The following is a 16,365-nucleotide window of genomic DNA, read 5'->3' on the forward strand; positions in this document are numbered from 1 at the left end:
CGTCGTACACTTGTCGGTCCGGTAGTGGCCGGTCGTTCCCCCGCCGGGGAGGGCGACCGGCCCTTGCGTCCCTTGGGGACGTGGCAACGGAGGTGGATGGATGACCAGCAGCATCCCCGCAGTCGGCACCCGAACGGCCGAAGCCGCGACCCTCCAGGCCGTATTCCTCGATCTGGACGGGACCCTCGTCGACACCGAGGGGTTCTGGTGGGAGGCGGAGGCGGAAGTCTTCGCCGAGCTCGGGCACATCCTCGACGACGCGCACCGCGAGGTCGTGGTCGGCGGCCCGATGACCCGCAGCGCCGGCTATCTCATCCAGGTCACCGGCGTCGACATCAGCCTGACCGAGCTCAGCGTGCTGCTCAACGCCGCCTTCCTGGCCCGGATCGGCCGCGGCGTCCCGCTGATGCCCGGCGCCCGCAGGCTGCTGGCCGAACTGGCCGCCCATGACGTGCCGACCGCACTGGTCTCCGCCTCGCACCGCGCCATCGTCGACCAGATGCTCTACTCCCTCGGCCCCGAGAACTTCCGGCTGACCCTCGCAGGCGACGACCTGGAACGCACCAAGCCGCACCCGGATCCGTATCTGACGGCCGCCGCGCGGCTGGGCGTGGACCCGGCGCGCTGTGCGGTCATCGAGGACACCCTGACCGGCGTGGCCGCAGGTGAGGCGGCGGGCTGCCCGGTCGTCGCGGTGCCGTCGGTGGCGCCGGTCCCGCCGGCCGCGGGCCGCACGATCGTCCCGTCGCTGGAAGAAGTCGATCTCCCATTTCTCCGAACGCTCATCACGGAAAGCCGCCGGACCGTGCACTGAGCGTGTCCCGGAGAAAGCCGCGGGAACCGAGGGGAGCGGCCCGCTTATTTTCCGTGACGAATGCACTGACCGAATTGCTGCAGCGCCACGGATCCTCGAATGCGTGACGTTTCTCACGCGCCAGGGCATCGACAGCGGGCCCAACAGGTGCTCCAGGGGCTCTCATGGGGGGTTTCTACGGGGGTAAGTGTCCACATTGATGGAGCAACGCGCGTATCGTTCCCCCGTCCGGATATCGATCCGGCCGCCTCCGTTATCCATACGCCATATCGATTCAACTCCTTTGTGTCTCAGCGCGGCTGGCCGTGCCTACTAATCTCGACGCGAGCAACACCTCTGCGCTGATAAGGAACCTGCCGACGATGAATCGCAAGACCTTGGTGCTGCCGGCGCTGGCCGGACTCCTGGCCCCTGTCCTTGCTGCCTGCGGCGGCACGGACGGCGAGGGCGAGGGCGGCAAGCCCATCGTCGTGGGAGTCGCTTCCCAGATCGAGGCAACCAAGGCAGCGCCGGCCCCTCTCGACCCGGCACAGGCCTATGACGTCGACGCCTGGAACGTGCTGCGCAGCACCCTCCAGACGCTGATGCGCCTGCCCAGGTCCGGCACCGCGCCGGTGCCCGAGGCCGCCGAGTCCTGCGGGTTCCGCGACACCCAGAACGAGCAGTACCGCTGCACCCTGCGCAGCGGACTGAAGTTCTCCAACGGCCATGCCCTGACCGCGCAGGACGTGAAGTTCTCCCTCGACCGGATGCGGGGCATCAACAACGCCAACGGTCCGGTGTCGCTGCTCAGCGGCATCGACAAGGTCGAGGCGCCCAGCGACTCCGAGGTGGTCTTCCACCTCAAGAAGCCGGACGCCACCTTCCCGCAGAAGCTCGCGACGCCGGCCGCCGCCATCGTCGACAGCGAGGTCTACCCGAAGACCCGGCTGTACAACGGCTTCGACGTGGTCGGCTCCGGCCCCTACACGCTCAAGACCGAGCGCAGCAACGGCCGTATCACCAAGGCGCTCTTCACCAGGAACCCCAGCTACAAGGGCGGGGAGAAGCCGAAGAGCGACAAGGTCGAGATGCGCTTCTTCGACGACTCCACCGACATGGAGAAGGCGCTGCGCACGGGCGGCATCGACCTGATGAACCGCGGTCTGTCGCCCACCCAGGTCAAGGGCCTGGAGAACTCCCGCGACAGCCACATCGTGCTCCAGGAGATGCCCGGCCAGGAGATCCGCTACCTCGCCTTCAACACGAAGGACCCGGCGGTCTCCGACAAGGCCGTACGGCAGGCGATGGCGCAGCTGATCAACCGCTCCCAGCTGGTCCGGGACGTCTACTCCTACACCGGTGACCCGCTCTACTCGATCGTTCCCACCGGCCTCACCGGCCACATCAACTCCTTCTTCACCAAGTACGGGAACCCCAGCGTCTCCGCCGCCCGCAAGACCCTTCAGCAGGCGCACATCAACACCCCGGTGAAGTTCACGCTCACCTACACCACCGGCCACTACGGCTCCAGCACCGTCAAGGAGTTCCGTACGCTGCAGCGCCAGCTCAACCAGAGCAAGCTGTTCGATGTCGACATCAAGGGCATCGACGGCTGGCAGCAGTTCCGCACCGACTCCACGGCCGGCAAGTACACCGCCTACGGCATGGGCTGGTTCCCCGACTTCCCCGACGCGGACAACTACATCGCGCCGTTCGTCGGCAAGGGGAACTTCCTCAACTCTCCCTACCGCAGTACCAAGATCGAGTCTCAGGTGATCCCGGAGACCCGGCAGCAGACCGACCGCAACGCCGCCGCGGCCGGCTTCAAGCAGGCGCAGGACACGTTCGCCGACGATGTCCCGCTGCTCCCGCTGTGGCAGGGCAAGCAGTACGTCGCCGCCCGCGACGACGTCACCGGCGTGGAATGGGCCCTCAACTCCTCCTCGTCGCTGCAGATGTGGGAGCTCGGCCGCGGTGTGGCCGACTGACCCGTGCGCATCCGACCGATGCGGCACAGATCCGCCGCGGCCATCACACCGCGGCCCGACAGGCATGACCCAGAACGTGAGGAACCATTAGTGAGGAAGCGTGACCCGCGGCTGGCTGCCCCGATCGGAGCGGGGCTGGCGACAGCTCTGCTCGCGCTCGCCGGGTGCGGCACGGACGACCCGGAAGCAGCCGGCACTGGTGCACCCGTGGTCATGGGAATGACGAACACGACCATGGCCACCGACCCGGCGGCCGGTTACGACCCCGATTCCTGGCTGTTGTTCAACAACGTCTTCCAGTCGCTGCTGAGCTTCCCCAAGGGCGGTACCACCCCCGAGCCGGAGGCCGCCCAGCGCTGTGCCTTCACCGACGGTGACAGCAAGGTCTACCGCTGCACCCTCAAGGACGGCCTCAAGTTCAGCAACGGTGACCCGCTGACGTCCAAGGACGTCAAGTTCTCCTTCGACCGCACCCGGCGCATCAAGGACAAGAACGGCCCCGCCGTGATGTTCGCCGCGCTCGACAAGGTCGACACACCGGACGCCAAGACCGTGGTCTTCCACATGAAGACGCCCGACGCCACCTTCCCGATGAAGATCGCCTCGGGCGCCGGCTCCATCGTCGACCACGCCGACTACCCGGCCGACCGGCTGCGTACCGACGGCAAGGCCACCGGGTCCGGCATGTACACGCTCAAGGAGTACAACTCCCGCAAGGCTGTCTTCGCGGTCAACGGCTCCTACAAGGGCCCCGCGAAGGCCAAGAACTCCGGGATGACCGTGAAGTTCTTCAACGGCGCGGAGAAGCTCAAGACGGCCGTCGAGAAGGGCGACGTCGACCTGGCCTACCGCGGCCTGTCCATGAAGGACATCGCCGCACTGGACGGCGCCTCCCTGCACCAGCAGCACGGCACCCAGGTCGTCGAAGGCAGCAGCGCCGAGGTGATGCACCTGGTCTTCAACCTCAAGGACCCGGTCGCCGGCAAGCTCGGCGTCCGCAAGGCCATCGCCTACCTCCTGGACCGCTCGACCCTCGTCCGGGACGTCTACCAGCACACCGCGGAACCGCTCTACTCGGTCGTCCCGGCCGGCATCAGCGGCCACAACACCGCCTTCTTCGACACCTACGGCGACCAGCCGAAGCCCGACAAGGCGAAGGAAGCGCTGCGCTCGGCCGGCATGCACGGCAAGGTGCCGCTCACCCTGTGGGCCACCCCCGACCGGTTCGGCCCCGGCACCGTCCCCGCCTTCCAGGAGATCGCCCAACAGCTCAACCGCAGCGGCCTGTTCGACGCCAAGGTGCGCAGCGTGCCCACCAAGGAGTACGAGCAGGGCGTGGCCGCCGGCCGGTTCGGCGTCTACGTCAAGGGCTGGGTCCCCGACTATCCGGACCCCGACAACTTCACCCAGCCGTTCTTCGGCAAGGACAGCGTGCTGTCCAACCACTACAGCTCGCCCACCATCACCGGCCGGCTGCTGCCCAAGACGGCCGATCAGCCGGACCGCGGCGCCACCAAGTCCGACTTCCGGGAGCTGCAGAACATCATCGCCCAGGACGTGCCGGTCATACCGATCTGGCAGGGCAAGCAGTACGCGGTCGCCCGTGACGGCGTCTCCGGCCTGGAATGGACCCTGGACTCCTCGACCGTCTTCCGGTTCTGGGAGATCAGCAAGCCCTCCGAGGCCTGACCGGGCCCTGTACTACGCCGGCGGGGCCGGTCCGGGAACACTCCCGGACCGGCCCCGCCGCCGTTCGTCTGCCGTGCCGGCTGCCGCTACTGCGCGCCGGGCCGCACCAGCCCGCTCTCGTACGCGTACACCGCCGCCTGCACCCGGTCCCGCAGCCCCAGCTTCGTCAGCACGTGCCCCACATGCGTCTTGACGGTGGTCTCGCTCACGAACAGATCCGCGGCGATCTCCGCGTTGGACAGCCCGCGTGCCACCAGCTTGAGCACCTCCACCTCACGCTCGGTGAGGGTGTGCAGGGTGTCCGGCACCGGCTCCTCGCCCGACGGCAGATGGCCCGCGTACTTGTCCAGCAGCCGGCGCGTGATGCTCGGCGCCAGCATCGCCTCGCCCGCCGCCACCACCCGGATCGCCTGCACCAGCTCATCGGCCGGCGCGTCCTTGAGCAGAAAGCCGCTGGCCCCCGCCCGCAGCGCCTCGACGACGTACTCGTCCAGATCGAATGTGGTCAGCACCAGCACCTTCGCCGGGCCGTCCTTCGCCGGGCCGGTGATCTGGCGGGTGGCCTCCACGCCGTCCATCCGGGGCATCCGGATGTCCATCAGCACCACGTCCGGCTGCAGCGCCCGCACCTGTTCCAGTGCCTGCAGACCGTCACCGGCCTCCCCGACCACCGCCAGATCCTGCTCCGCCTCCAGAATCATCCGGAATCCCGTACGCAGCAGGGGCTGGTCGTCGACCAGCAGGACGCGGATGGCCACGAGCTCTCCTTCGATAGGCCCTCTCCGGGCGATCGCGGGCCCGGCCCTGATCGCCCGGACCGGGCCTACTAGATCTCTCCCATTCTGCCCTGCGGCACCACCGCGCCGTCCGCCGGGCGCACCTCCAGCGGATACACCGGGGGAGTGCCGCCGAATTCCGGGCAGTGTGCCTGGTGGTCGCACCAGCCGCACAGCTTGGTCGGCCGCGGCCGCCAGTCGCCGGTCGCCGTCGCCCGCTGGATGGCCTCCCACAGCGCCTGCAACTTCCGCTCCACGCCCCGCAGGTCGGCCTCCCCCGGGTCGTACGTCACGACATCGCCGCTGCCCAGATAGACCAGCTGCAGCCGCCGCGGCACCACACCGCGCAGCCGCCACATCACCAGCGCATAGAACTTCATCTGGAACAGCGCGCCCTCGGCGAACTGCGGCCGCGGCGCCTTGCCGGTCTTGTAGTCGACGATCCGCACCTCGCCCGTCGGCGCGACATCCACCCGGTCGATGAACCCCCGCAGCCGCAGCCCCGACTCCAGCACCGTCTCCACGTACAGCTCACGGTCCGCCGGCTCCAGCCGCGTCGGATCCTCCAGCGCGAACCACCGCTCCACCAGCGCCTCGGCCTCCGCCAGCCAGGTCGCCAGCCGCTCGCCCGCGGTGTCGTGCGCCGGGTCGTCCGCGCTGTCGTCCGCGAACAGCCCGGCCAGCTCCGGCCGCTTGGCCAGCAGCTTCTCCCACTCGTCCGGCACCATCGCGCGCGCCCCGGCCGCCGTACGCTCCGCCGCCGGAGCGTCGAAGAGCCGCTCCAGCACCGCATGGACGACCGTGCCCCGCGTCGCCGCCGCGCTCGGCTTCTCCGGCAGCCGGTCGATCACCCGGAAGCGGTACAGCAGCGGGCACTGCATGAAATCGCCGGCCCGCGACGGCGACAGCGCCACCGGCGGCCGCGGCCCCTCCCGGTCCTCCGTCCCCGCCCCGGCGGCCTCCGTCTGCGCCCCGGCGGTCTCCGTCCCCGGCCCGCCGGGCCCGCCCTGCGTGACCGCCTCGGTCTGCTCCGCGCTCCATCCCATGCCGCAAAACCCTACGGCCCGCCACTGACACGCGCCTACGCCGCGGTAGCCGCAAGGGCCCCGCGGCAGGTCGGGCCGGGGCATTCCGCATACCATCGACGCCGGACCCCTTCGCCCTGCATGATCGAGATACCAGGCCGAACAGGGGCGAATGCCGTATTCGATGAGGGGACGCCGTGGACCAGAGCGGGAAGTCGCAGGACCCCCAGGAGTCCGTGCGGCCTCAGCCGCCCGAACCGCCCGAGCAGCACGACCCGCCCAAGGCGCCCACGCCGGGCAGAAAGGGCAGCGGCGGCGGCATCCTGATGGGCCGTCCCTTCGGCGTGCCCGTGTACGTGGCCCCCAGCTGGTTCCTCGTCGCCGCCCTGATCACCTGGGTCTTCGGCGGCCAGCTGGAGCGGGTCCTGCCCGAGCTCGGCGCCGCCCGCTATCTCGTCTCGCTCTTCTTCGCCGTCGCCTTCTACGCCTCGGTGCTCGTCCACGAGCTGGCGCACACCGTCGCCGCGCTCCGCTTCAAGCTCCCCGTACGCCGCATCCAGCTGCAGTTCTTCGGCGGCGTCTCGGAGATCGAGAAGGAGACCGAGACCCCCGGCCGGGAGTTCGTCCTGGCCTTCGTCGGCCCGCTGCTCTCCCTCGTCCTCGCCGGCGTCTTCTACGCCGGGATGGAGTTCGTCGAAGCCGACACGGTCCCCGGGGTGCTGCTCACCGGCCTGATGGTCTCCAACCTCATCGTCGCGATCTTCAACCTGCTGCCCGGCCTGCCCCTGGACGGCGGCCGGATGCTGCGCGCCGTCGTCTGGAAGCTCACCGGCCGGCCCATGAGCGGCACCATCGCCGCCGCCTGGGTCGGCCGCGCGCTCGCCGTCACGGTCCTCTTCGGCCTGCCGCTGCTCACCCACACCGGCGCCCTGGGCAACGCCCGGCCCGAGATCGGCGGCGCCGACTCGCTCACCGACGCCCTGCTCGCCGCGATCCTCGCCGCCATCATCTGGACCGGCGCCGGCAACAGCCTGCGCATGGCCCGGCTGCGCGAACGCCTCCCCGACCTCACCGCCCGCATCCTGACCCGGCGTGCCGTCCCCGTAGAGACCGACACCCCGCTCTCCGAAGGGCTCCGCCGCGCCAACGACGCCGGCGCCCGCGCCCTGGTCGTCGTCGACCGCCAGGGCAACCCCACCGCCCTCGTCCGCGAGGCCGCCATCGTCGGCGTCCCCGACCACCGCCGCCCCTGGGTCGCGGTGGGCACCCTCGCCCAGGACCTCAAGGACGGGATGCGGGTCTCCGCCGAGCTCGCCGGCGAGGACCTCCTGGAGTATCTGCGCGCCACCCCCGCCACCGAATACCTCGTCGTCGAGGAGACCGGCGAGATCTACGGCGTGCTGTCCACCGCCGACGTCGAGCGGGCCTTCGTCTCCGCCATGGCCCGCCGTCCCTGACCCCGCCCGCACGGCCCGCCCGTCGCTTTCCGGTCCGCCCGGCGGCCGCCCACTGGTCCGCGGCGCCCCAACGGGCCGGTAGGCTGGTCACATGTCCGAACCGACCGGTGCCGCCCGCCGTCGCGGGCCCTTCAAGGTCGGGGACCAGGTCCAGCTCACCGATCCCAAGGGACGCCACTACACCTTCACGCTCGAAGAGGGAAAAAGCTTCCACACCCACAAGGGAGCCTTCCCCCACGACGAGCTGATCGGTGCTCCCGAGGGCAGCGTTGTCCGTACCACCGGGAACGTCGCCTACCTCGCGCTGCGCCCGCTGCTCCCCGACTACGTCCTGTCCATGCCCCGCGGCGCCGCCGTGGTCTACCCCAAGGACGCGGGGCAGATCCTGGCGATGGCCGACATCTTCCCCGGCGCCCGCGTCGTCGAGGCCGGTGTGGGCTCCGGCTCGCTCAGCAGCTTCCTGCTGCGCGCCATCGGCGACGACGGCATGCTGCACTCCTACGAGCGCCGCGCCGACTTCGCCGAGATCGCCACCCAGAACGTCGAGCGCTACTTCGGCGGTCCGCACCCCGCATGGACGCTCACCGTCGGTGACCTCCAGGACAACCTCTCCGACGTGGACGTCGACCGCGTCATCCTCGACATGCTCGCCCCCTGGGAGTGCCTGGAGGCCGTCTCCAAGGCCCTGGTGCCCGGCGGCATCCTCTGCGCCTACGTCGCGACGACGACGCAGCTGGCCCGCACCGTCGAGGCGATCCGCGAGCACGGCACCTTCAACGAGCCGTCGGCCTGGGAGACCATGGTCCGCACCTGGCACGTCGAGGGCCTCGCCGTCCGCCCCGACCACCGCATGATCGGCCACACCGGCTTCCTGCTGACCGCCCGCCGCCTCGCCGACGGCGTCGAGCCCCCACTGCGCCGCCGCCGTCCCGCCAAGGGTGCTTACGGCGACGACTACACCGGGCCGGGTGGGCGGGAGAAGGCAGCACCGGGTGGACGGGCACAGGTAACGCCGGACGGGCAGGACAAGGCCGCCCCGGACGAGGACCGCTCCGCGGCGTCCGGAGACGGCTCCGCCGAGCGCGGCTGACCGACCTCACCGGGCCCGGCCGACCGCACAGAACCGGCCACCGAATCCTCAGGCGTCGCCGACGAGTTCCCGTACGGGGAACCGCCGGCGGCGCCGTTGCGTTTCCTCACGGGATCCCCACGGAAAACTCCGCCGGATCGGCACGGAAAACTCCCGTCCGGCCGGTTCCTTGGTGCCCCCTGCTGTGGAACGATGCTGGGCACTCCCACCTCCACAGCACCTCACAGGAGTTACCCCGCGTGCAGCCCATGGCAGGCCAGGACCTCTTGCACACCCAGCCGCGCCCCATGCACTGGCTCGCCACCGCCACCGCCCTCTCGGCGGTCGTCGCGGCCGCGTCCTTCCTCCAGCCCGCCGACGCCACGGCCACCACCTCCCGCGACGCCGGCACCGGCCGGCCCCCCGCGGCCGCCCCCGACCCGGCCAAGGTGACCTTTCCGGTCGACTGCGGCCCCTACCGCCTCGACGTGGTGAAGAAGGCCTCCGCCGACCTCGACGGCGACGGGACGACCGAGACGGTCGCGGCGGTCCGCTGTCACAGCGGGACCGGCACCCCGCCCACCGGCGTCTACGTCCTGGCCCAGCCGGCCAAGGCGGGCACCGCACCACGGGTCGTGGCGACCCTCGTCGCGCCCGCCCAGCAGCTCACCGTCCAAACCCTCACCGTCAGGCATGGCGCGATCGCAGCGGCGTTCCTGGGCTACTCCACCCGCGATGTGCCGCGCTGCTGCCCGGACGCGCACAAGAGCCTCAAGTGGCAATGGCAGGGCGGGAAGTTCGTTCAGAGCGAACTCCCCGCCGCCATGAGCACCGGGCGTGCGTGATCTGTCACATGATGTGGTCGGCGGGCGCGTTCCGCACCCCGCCGGCTACTCCGCGTCCGGGCCGTAGACCTCGACGCCGTCATTGACCCGGCGGACGTGGATGCAGTCCCCGGGGCACTCCTTCGCCGAGTCCCGCACGTCGGCGAGCAGCTTCAGCGGGACGGGCGTTGTGGCGCCCTGGTCCTGCAGCAGCTCGTCAGCGGGGCTTTTCACATAGGCCAGCCCGTCGATGTCGAGCTCGAAGACCTCAGGCGCGTACTGCGCACAGATGCCATCCCCGGTGCACAGATCCTGGTCGATCCATACTTCCAGCTCTGGGGCTTCGTCCTGTGCGGTCATCTCGCCTGCCGTTCCTGCGTACGTGAACCGTTTTTGTCTAAGTGGCGCCAGCCCTGACGGGTGTTGACCGACTCGACGATACAACCGCTCGCTTTCCGATGTTGTTGGGTGGGTATTCCCTTGGCGTGAGGACGTGCGCAAGGGTGAAGATCGGACACGCCCCGACAGTCTTTTCGATCTAGGGGTTTCAACCTGCACCGGCCCAGGTAGGGTCAGGAAGCGTCCAGCTCCTTGGAGGAGGTGAGGACCGTGGCAGCCCACGACGACGACATCAACCGCGGCATCCGGCCGGGGCGAGGGTCTGAAGATCCCGCCGGCCAGGTTGCCTATCTCGAGCAGGAGATCGCCGTCCTGCGACGCAAGCTCGCCGACTCTCCGCGTCACACGAGGATTCTCGAAGAGCGGATCGTCGAGCTGCAGACCAACCTGGCCGGCGTCTCGGCGCAGAACGAGCGTCTCGCCAATACTCTCCGCGAGGCCCGCGACCAGATCGTCGCGCTCAAGGAAGAGGTCGACCGGCTCGCACAGCCGCCGGCCGGCTTCGGTGTCTTCCTGCAGGCGAACGAGGACGACACCGTCGACATTTTCACCGGAGGCCGAAAGCTCCGGGTCAATGTCAGCCCGAGTGTGGACACCGAAGAGCTCAGGCGTGGCCAGGAGGTCATGCTCAATGAGGCGCTCAACGTGGTCGAGGCCATGAGGTTCGAGAGCGCCGGCGACATCGTCACCCTCAAGGAGATCCTGGAGGACGGCGAGCGCGCCCTGGTGATCGGGCACACCGACGAGGAACGGGTGGTCAGGCTCGCCGAGCCGCTGCTGGACATCACCATCCGCCCCGGCGACGCCCTGCTCCTGGAACCCCGCTCCGGCTACGTCTACGAAGTCATTCCGAAGAGCGAGGTCGAGGAACTCGTCCTCGAAGAGGTTCCGGACATCGACTACACCAAGATCGGCGGTCTGGGCGGCCAGATCGAGCTGATCCGGGACGCGGTCGAGCTCCCCTACCTCTACCCCGACCTCTTCAAGGAGCACGAACTCCGCCCGCCCAAGGGCGTCTTGCTCTACGGCCCGCCCGGCTGTGGCAAGACCCTCATCGCCAAGGCGGTCGCCAACTCCCTTGCCAAGAAGGTCGCCGAGGTGACCGGGCAGCCCGCGGGGAAGAGCTTCTTCCTCAACATCAAGGGCCCCGAGCTGCTCAACAAGTACGTCGGCGAGACGGAGCGGCACATCCGGCTGGTCTTCCAGCGCGCCAGGGAAAAGGCGAGCGAGGGCACCCCCGTCATCGTCTTCTTCGACGAGATGGACTCCCTCTTCCGCACCCGTGGCTCCGGCGTCAGCTCGGACGTGGAGAACACCATCGTTCCCCAGCTGCTCTCCGAGATCGACGGCGTCGAGGGCCTGGAAAACGTGATCGTGATCGGCGCCTCGAACCGCGAGGACATGATCGACCCGGCCATCCTGCGCCCCGGCCGGCTCGACGTGAAAATCAAGATCGAGCGCCCGGACGCGGAGGCCGCCAAGGACATCTTCTCGAAGTACCTCACGGAAAACCTCCCGCTGCACTCCGACGACCTCGCCGAACACGGCGAATCGCGGAAGGCCGCAGTGAGCGGAATGATCCAGTCGGTGGTCGAGCAGATGTACGCGGAATCCGAGGAGAATCGCTTCCTGGAGGTCACCTACGCCAATGGTGACAAGGAAGTCCTCTATTTCAAGGACTTCAACTCCGGTGCGATGATCGAAAACATCGTAGGACGCGCAAAGAAGATGGCCATCAAGGCCTTCCTGGAACACAATCAGAAGGGTCTGCGGGTCTCCCATCTCCTCCAGGCTTGCGTGGACGAGTTCAAGGAGAACGAGGACCTGCCCAACACCACCAACCCGGACGACTGGGCCCGGATCTCCGGAAAGAAGGGCGAGCGGATCGTATACATCCGCACGCTGGTCACCGGAAAGCAGGGCGCGGACACCGGTCGCTCCATCGACACGGTGGCGAATACCGGCCAATACCTGTAACACCGCTCTCCGGCTGCGGATGTCCTGCACGGGGCGTCCGCAGCCGGACGCTTTTCCGGGAGCACACCGGAACCGCTCCCCATAAGAGCGCGATGAACCAGGTAAAACCGGACTGGAGCAATGACTGTAATGATCTCCCCAGCGCCGCAAAGGCGTTCTAGGCTCTTCGGTACCGCTACATCACGCTGTGCGGGCGTGGGGCACGCACAGGGACCGGAGGCACAGCGGTACTTGAGCGCCGCCCTTATCCAGGGGCGCCGCCGGGCTAGGAGGGCCGCATGACCGTACGGCGAGTAATGGGAATCGAGACGGAGTACGGGATCTCCGTCCCCGGCCACCCGAACGCCAATGCCATGCTCACCTCATCCCAGGTCGTCAACGCCTATGCGGCCGCGATGCACCGGGCACGCCGTGCCCGCTGGGACTTCGAGGAGGAGAACCCGCTGCGGGACGCCCGCGGCTTCGACCTCGCACGGGAGAACGCGGACGCCAGCCAGCTCACCGACGAGGACATCGGCCTGGCCAATGTGATCCTCACCAACGGCGCGCGGCTCTACGTCGACCACGCCCACCCCGAGTACAGCGCCCCCGAGGTCACCAATCCGCGGGACGCCGTGCTGTGGGACAAGGCCGGCGAGCGGATCATGGCCGAGGCCGCCGAACGGGCCGCCCAGGTCCCCGGCGCCCAGCCCATCCACCTCTACAAGAACAACACCGACAACAAGGGCGCCTCCTACGGCACCCATGAGAACTACCTGATGAAGCGGGAGACCCCGTTCTCGGACATCGTGCGGCACCTGACGCCGTTCTTCGTCTCCCGTCAGGTGATCACCGGCGCCGGCCGGGTCGGCATCGGCCAGGACGGCCACGAGCACGGCTTCCAGCTCAGCCAGCGCGCCGACTACTTCGAGGTGGAGGTCGGCCTGGAGACGACCCTCAAGCGGCCCATCATCAACACCCGCGACGAGCCGCACGCGGACGCGGAGAAGTACCGCCGGCTGCACGTGATCATCGGGGACGCGAACCTCTCCGAGATCTCGACGTATCTGAAGCTGGGCACCACCTCGCTGGTGCTCTCCATGATCGAGGACGGTTTCATCGCCGTCGATCTGGCCATCGACCAGCCCGTCCGCACCCTGCACCAGGTCTCGCACGACCCCACGCTGCAACACCTGATCACGCTCCGCAGCGGCCGCACCCTCACGGCCGTCCAGCTCCAGATGGAGTACTTCGAGCTGGCCCGCAAATATGTCGAGGACCGTTACGGAGCGGATGCGGACGAGCAGACCAAGGACGTCCTGACCAGGTGGGAGGACGTGCTCGGCCGGCTGGAGAACGACCCGATGAGCCTGTCCGGCGAGCTGGACTGGGTCGCCAAGCGTGAGCTGATGGAGGGCTACCGCCGCCGCGACGGTCTGGACTGGGACGCCGCCCGCCTGCACCTCATCGACCTGCAGTACGCCGACGTACGGCCCGACAAGGGCCTGTACAACCGTCTGGCGGCCCGCGGCAAGATGAAGCGGCTCCTGGACGAGCCGGCGGTCGAGCGGGCCGAGCAGAAGCCTCCAGAGGACACCAGGGCCTACTTCCGCGGTCGCTGCCTGGAGCAGTACGCCGACGACGTCGCGGCCGCCTCGTGGGATTCGGTCATCTTCGACCTGCCCGGTCGTGACTCGCTGCAACGGGTTCCCACACTGGAGCCGCTGCGCGGGACCCGTAAACACGTCAAGGAGCTCCTGGACCGCTGCCGCACCGCAGAAGAGCTGGTGAGGACGCTGTCCGGCCGCTGAACCACGACAGGGTCACGACAAAATTCCCGGCGATCCGCAGCCGATCCGGGGCTGAAATTGCCGCGGTGCGGGAATCATCGAGGTGACTCCCGGGCGTTGCAGCAAGTGCAGGGCCGATGTCGGACCCTGCTTGTAGGGTCAGATCTTGAAGGTCACATCGAGCGGGGCGAACCGAGCGGGGTGAGGGACATGGCGACCAAGGACAGCGGCGGCGGACAGGCAAAGGCCACGCGTTCCACCGAAGAGGTCGAGGAGCAGACACAGGACGCGCAGGCCTCGGAAGACCTCAAGGAACGCCAGGAGAAGTTGTCGGACGACGTGGACTCGGTGCTGGACGAGATCGACGATGTCCTTGAGGAGAACGCAGAGGACTTCGTGCGCTCCTTCGTGCAAAAGGGCGGGCAATAGCCGCGCTGCGCCTTTGAATCGAAGGCTCGGGGTGGGTGAGTGGCGGAGCGGGAGCAGGCGAAGCGCTGCGCGCGGTGTGGTGAGGAGACGCTGCGCGCGGCCTTCGCTCCCCGGGCGGTCGAATCGTGAGGTGTGCAGCGGCATCGCCGAGGGGACGCGCGGCCGGCTTCCCCCCAACCTCAAGCGCCGATACGGCCTCGGCGGGGCCGAACGCGAGGCGACGATCAAGGAACGGCGCGGGATGTGCGTGATCTGCCGGGCTGCCGACCCTGGGCATGTGGATCACGACCACGAGACGGGTAAGGTCCGAGGCGTACTGCTTCAGCTGTAACGCAGCCTTGGGTCAATTCAAGGATCGGCCGGACGTCTTGAGGCGGGCGGCCGAGTATCCGGAAGGAAACGTGTGGAAGCCAACACTCGAAGCATCGGGCGTCTACCAGCTGCCTTCCTGACGCCTGGCTCCTCGTCGTTCATGGACTTTCTCGGCGCGCACTCGCCCGATCTGCTGCCGGGCAACCGCCCGTTGCCGCCGGTGCAGGGTGCCATCGAGGCGCCGCACGGCACGACGATCGTGGGCGCGGCGTTCCCCGGGGGCGTGGTGCTCGCCGGTGACCGGCGGGCGACAATGGGCAATGTCATTGCGCAGCGTGATATCGAGAAGGTTTTCCCGGCCGACGAGTATTCGGCGGTCGGCATCGCGGGCACGGCGGGCCTCGCGGTGGAGATGGTCAAGCTCTTCCAGCTGGAGCTGGAGCACTTCGAGAAGGTCGAGGGTGCCCAACTCTCCTTGGAGGGCAAGGCGAACCGTCTGTCGACGATGATTCGCAGCAACCTCGGGATGGCCATGCAGGGCCTGGCCGTGGTGCCGCTGTTCGCCGGCTACGACCTCGACCGCGAGAAGGGCCGTATCTTCTCCTACGACGTGACCGGCGGGCGCTCGGAGGAGCACGGTTTCGCGGCGACGGGTTCCGGCTCGGTGTTCGCGCGCAGTGCCCTCAAGAAGCTTTTCCGGGAAGACTTCACGGAGGATCAGGCGGCCACCGCTGTCGTCCAGGCGCTCTATGACGCCGCGGACGACGACTCGGCGACGGGCGGGCCCGATATGGCGCGGCGGATCTACCCCATCGTCACGGTGATCACCGAAGACGGTTTCCGGAGGCTGTCCGACACGGAGGTCTCGGACATCGCCCGGGCCGTGCTCGAGCGCCGCCAGGAACAGCCCGACGGCCCGCGCGCGGCGCTGCTCTGACGGGACGGATGGTCCGCTATGCATTCGCCAGTGAGAGAGCTTTTGACAGGAAGGGACGGATAGCCGGTGTCGACGCCGTTCTATGTCTCACCCCAGCAGGCCATGGCCGATCGCGCCGAGTACGCCCGCAAGGGCATCGCGCGCGGGCGCAGCGTCGTGGTGCTGCAGTACACCGACGGCGTGGTCTTCGTCGCCGAGAATCCCTCCCGCGCCCTGCACAAGGTCAGCGAGATCTACGACCGGATCGCCTTTGCGGCGGTCGGCAAATACAACGAGTTCGAGAATCTGCGGATCGGCGGCGTGCGCTATGCCGATCTGCGGGGCTACACGTACGACCGTGAGGACGTGACCGCGCGGGGCCTGGCGAACGTCTACGCCCAGACGCTCGGCACGATTTTCTCCAGCGCCGCCGAGAAGCCGTACGAGGTCGAGCTGATCGTGGCCGAGGTGGGCAGTGCCCCCGAGGAGGATCAGATCTACCGGCTGCCGCATGACGGCTCGATCGTGGACGAGCACGGTTCGGTGGCGGTGGGCGGCAATGCCGACCAGATCAGCAGCTACCTCGACCAGCGCCACCGCGACGGTATGACGCTGGCCGAGGCGCTCAAGCTGGCGGTGGAGTCGCTGTCGCGGGACACCAACGGCGGTGAGCGCACGCTGACCGCCGAGCAGCTGGAGGTCGCGACGCTGGACCGGACGCGACCGCAGCAGCGCAAGTTCAAGCGGATCCTGGGGCGGCAGCTCTCGCGGCTCCTGGACGAGCACGCCACTGCGGACGCCGGGGACGCGGCGGACGCGGATGCGGATGCGGAGGAGGGCGCCGGTGCCGGAGAGGCCGCGGCGTCCGACAAGAGCACCAAGGGCAAGGGAGCGACCGGCAAGGACGACTCCGAGGGGGAGTCCGGCCCGCTGCTCTGA

14 protein-coding genes and 1 pseudogene are annotated in these 16,365 nt (G+C 68.7%); 12 read left to right on the forward strand and 3 right to left on the reverse strand.

What is annotated here, in order from left to right; translation table 11 throughout:
• Positions 1-100: 100 nt before the first annotated feature.
• From CPH93_RS28135 to CPH93_RS28145, 3 genes are all read left to right on the forward strand, one after another.
• Positions 101-814 carry an HAD family hydrolase gene (locus tag CPH93_RS28135; RefSeq protein ID WP_006607630.1) on the forward strand — a complete coding sequence of 238 codons (714 nt, stop codon included), beginning with the start codon at positions 101-103 and terminating at the stop codon, positions 812-814.
• 362 nt (positions 815-1,176) lie between these two features.
• Complete coding sequence (locus CPH93_RS28140; protein WP_093648827.1) at positions 1,177-2,784, forward strand: ABC transporter substrate-binding protein; 1,608 nt, start codon at positions 1,177-1,179, stop codon at positions 2,782-2,784.
• 90 nt (positions 2,785-2,874) lie between these two features.
• A complete protein-coding gene (locus CPH93_RS28145) occupies positions 2,875-4,473 on the forward strand; it encodes an ABC transporter substrate-binding protein (RefSeq protein ID WP_093648826.1) in 1,599 nt (532 codons plus the stop codon).
• Positions 4,474-4,559: 86 nt separating this feature from the next.
• On the opposite strand, the gene CPH93_RS28150 is transcribed toward CPH93_RS28145, so the two are convergent.
• Complete coding sequence (locus tag CPH93_RS28150; protein ID WP_006607627.1) at positions 4,560-5,231, reverse strand: response regulator; 672 nt, start codon at positions 5,229-5,231, stop codon at positions 4,560-4,562.
• A gap of 68 nt (positions 5,232-5,299) precedes the next feature.
• A complete protein-coding gene (locus CPH93_RS28155; RefSeq protein WP_096214440.1) occupies positions 5,300-6,295 on the reverse strand; it encodes a RecB family exonuclease in 996 nt (331 codons plus the stop codon).
• 176 nt (positions 6,296-6,471) lie between these two features.
• Here CPH93_RS28155 and CPH93_RS28160 point away from each other — a divergent pair, with 176 nt between their 5' ends.
• The 3 genes from CPH93_RS28160 to CPH93_RS28170 all read left to right on the forward strand — a co-directional run bounded on the left by CPH93_RS28160 (position 6,472) and on the right by CPH93_RS28170 (position 9,645).
• Entirely contained in the window at positions 6,472-7,731 is a 1,260-nt protein-coding gene (locus CPH93_RS28160; RefSeq protein ID WP_096214441.1) for a site-2 protease family protein, read from the forward strand.
• Between the two features lie 91 nt (positions 7,732-7,822).
• Positions 7,823-8,821 carry a tRNA (adenine-N1)-methyltransferase gene (locus CPH93_RS28165; RefSeq protein ID WP_093482347.1) on the forward strand — a complete coding sequence of 333 codons (999 nt, stop codon included), beginning with the start codon at positions 7,823-7,825 and terminating at the stop codon, positions 8,819-8,821.
• A gap of 248 nt (positions 8,822-9,069) precedes the next feature.
• Positions 9,070-9,645, forward strand: a complete 576-nt coding sequence (locus CPH93_RS28170) for a hypothetical protein (protein ID WP_096214442.1) — start codon at positions 9,070-9,072, stop codon at positions 9,643-9,645.
• Between the two features lie 45 nt (positions 9,646-9,690).
• Here CPH93_RS28170 and CPH93_RS28175 read toward each other — a convergent pair whose 3' ends face one another.
• Complete coding sequence (locus CPH93_RS28175; RefSeq protein ID WP_006607622.1) at positions 9,691-9,984, reverse strand: ferredoxin; 294 nt, start codon at positions 9,982-9,984, stop codon at positions 9,691-9,693.
• A gap of 249 nt (positions 9,985-10,233) precedes the next feature.
• On the opposite strand from CPH93_RS28175, the gene arc reads away from it, so the two are divergent.
• The 6 genes and pseudogenes from arc (at position 10,234) to prcA (ending at position 16,365) form a co-directional block, all read left to right on the forward strand.
• Entirely contained in the window at positions 10,234-12,000 is a 1,767-nt protein-coding gene (arc, locus tag CPH93_RS28180; RefSeq protein WP_006607621.1) for a proteasome ATPase, read from the forward strand.
• Between the two features lie 278 nt (positions 12,001-12,278).
• Entirely contained in the window at positions 12,279-13,790 is a 1,512-nt protein-coding gene (gene dop / locus CPH93_RS28185; RefSeq protein ID WP_093482345.1) for a depupylase/deamidase Dop, read from the forward strand.
• A 189-nt stretch (positions 13,791-13,979) separates the two neighbouring features.
• Positions 13,980-14,198, forward strand: coding sequence for a ubiquitin-like protein Pup (locus tag CPH93_RS28190; RefSeq protein ID WP_006607619.1), 219 nt, complete (start codon positions 13,980-13,982; stop codon positions 14,196-14,198).
• A pseudogene (locus tag CPH93_RS37455) lies at positions 14,137-14,650 on the forward strand (endonuclease VII domain-containing protein). The gene CPH93_RS28190 and the pseudogene CPH93_RS37455 overlap by 62 nt, the downstream one beginning before the upstream one ends.
• Entirely contained in the window at positions 14,602-15,447 is an 846-nt protein-coding gene (prcB, locus tag CPH93_RS28200; protein ID WP_093482344.1) for a proteasome subunit beta, read from the forward strand. The pseudogene CPH93_RS37455 and the gene prcB overlap by 49 nt, the downstream one beginning before the upstream one ends.
• Before the next feature lie 66 nt (positions 15,448-15,513).
• Complete coding sequence (prcA, locus tag CPH93_RS28205) at positions 15,514-16,365, forward strand: proteasome subunit alpha (protein WP_096214443.1); 852 nt, start codon at positions 15,514-15,516, stop codon at positions 16,363-16,365.

The organism is Streptomyces sp. 2323.1, assembly GCF_900221035.1.
In the GTDB taxonomy this organism is placed as follows: Bacteria; Actinomycetota; Actinomycetes; order Streptomycetales; family Streptomycetaceae; genus Streptomyces; species Streptomyces sioyaensis.

Excerpts from the sequence above, each read along its gene's own strand:
- CPH93_RS28175 (WP_006607622.1), bottom strand. The coding sequence starts at position 9,984 with ATGACCGCACAGGACGAAGCCCCAGAGCTGGAAGTATGGATCGACCAG.
- CPH93_RS28165 (WP_093482347.1), top strand. The coding sequence starts at position 7,823 with ATGTCCGAACCGACCGGTGCCGCCCGCCGTCGCGGGCCCTTCAAGGTC.
- dop (WP_093482345.1), top strand. The coding sequence starts at position 12,279 with ATGACCGTACGGCGAGTAATGGGAATCGAGACGGAGTACGGGATCTCC.
- CPH93_RS28140 (WP_093648827.1), top strand. The coding sequence starts at position 1,177 with ATGAATCGCAAGACCTTGGTGCTGCCGGCGCTGGCCGGACTCCTGGCC.
- CPH93_RS28135 (WP_006607630.1), top strand. The coding sequence starts at position 101 with ATGACCAGCAGCATCCCCGCAGTCGGCACCCGAACGGCCGAAGCCGCG.
- CPH93_RS28190 (WP_006607619.1), top strand. The coding sequence starts at position 13,980 with ATGGCGACCAAGGACAGCGGCGGCGGACAGGCAAAGGCCACGCGTTCC.
- CPH93_RS28170 (WP_096214442.1), top strand. The coding sequence starts at position 9,070 with ATGGCAGGCCAGGACCTCTTGCACACCCAGCCGCGCCCCATGCACTGG.
- CPH93_RS28155 (WP_096214440.1), bottom strand. The coding sequence starts at position 6,295 with ATGGGATGGAGCGCGGAGCAGACCGAGGCGGTCACGCAGGGCGGGCCC.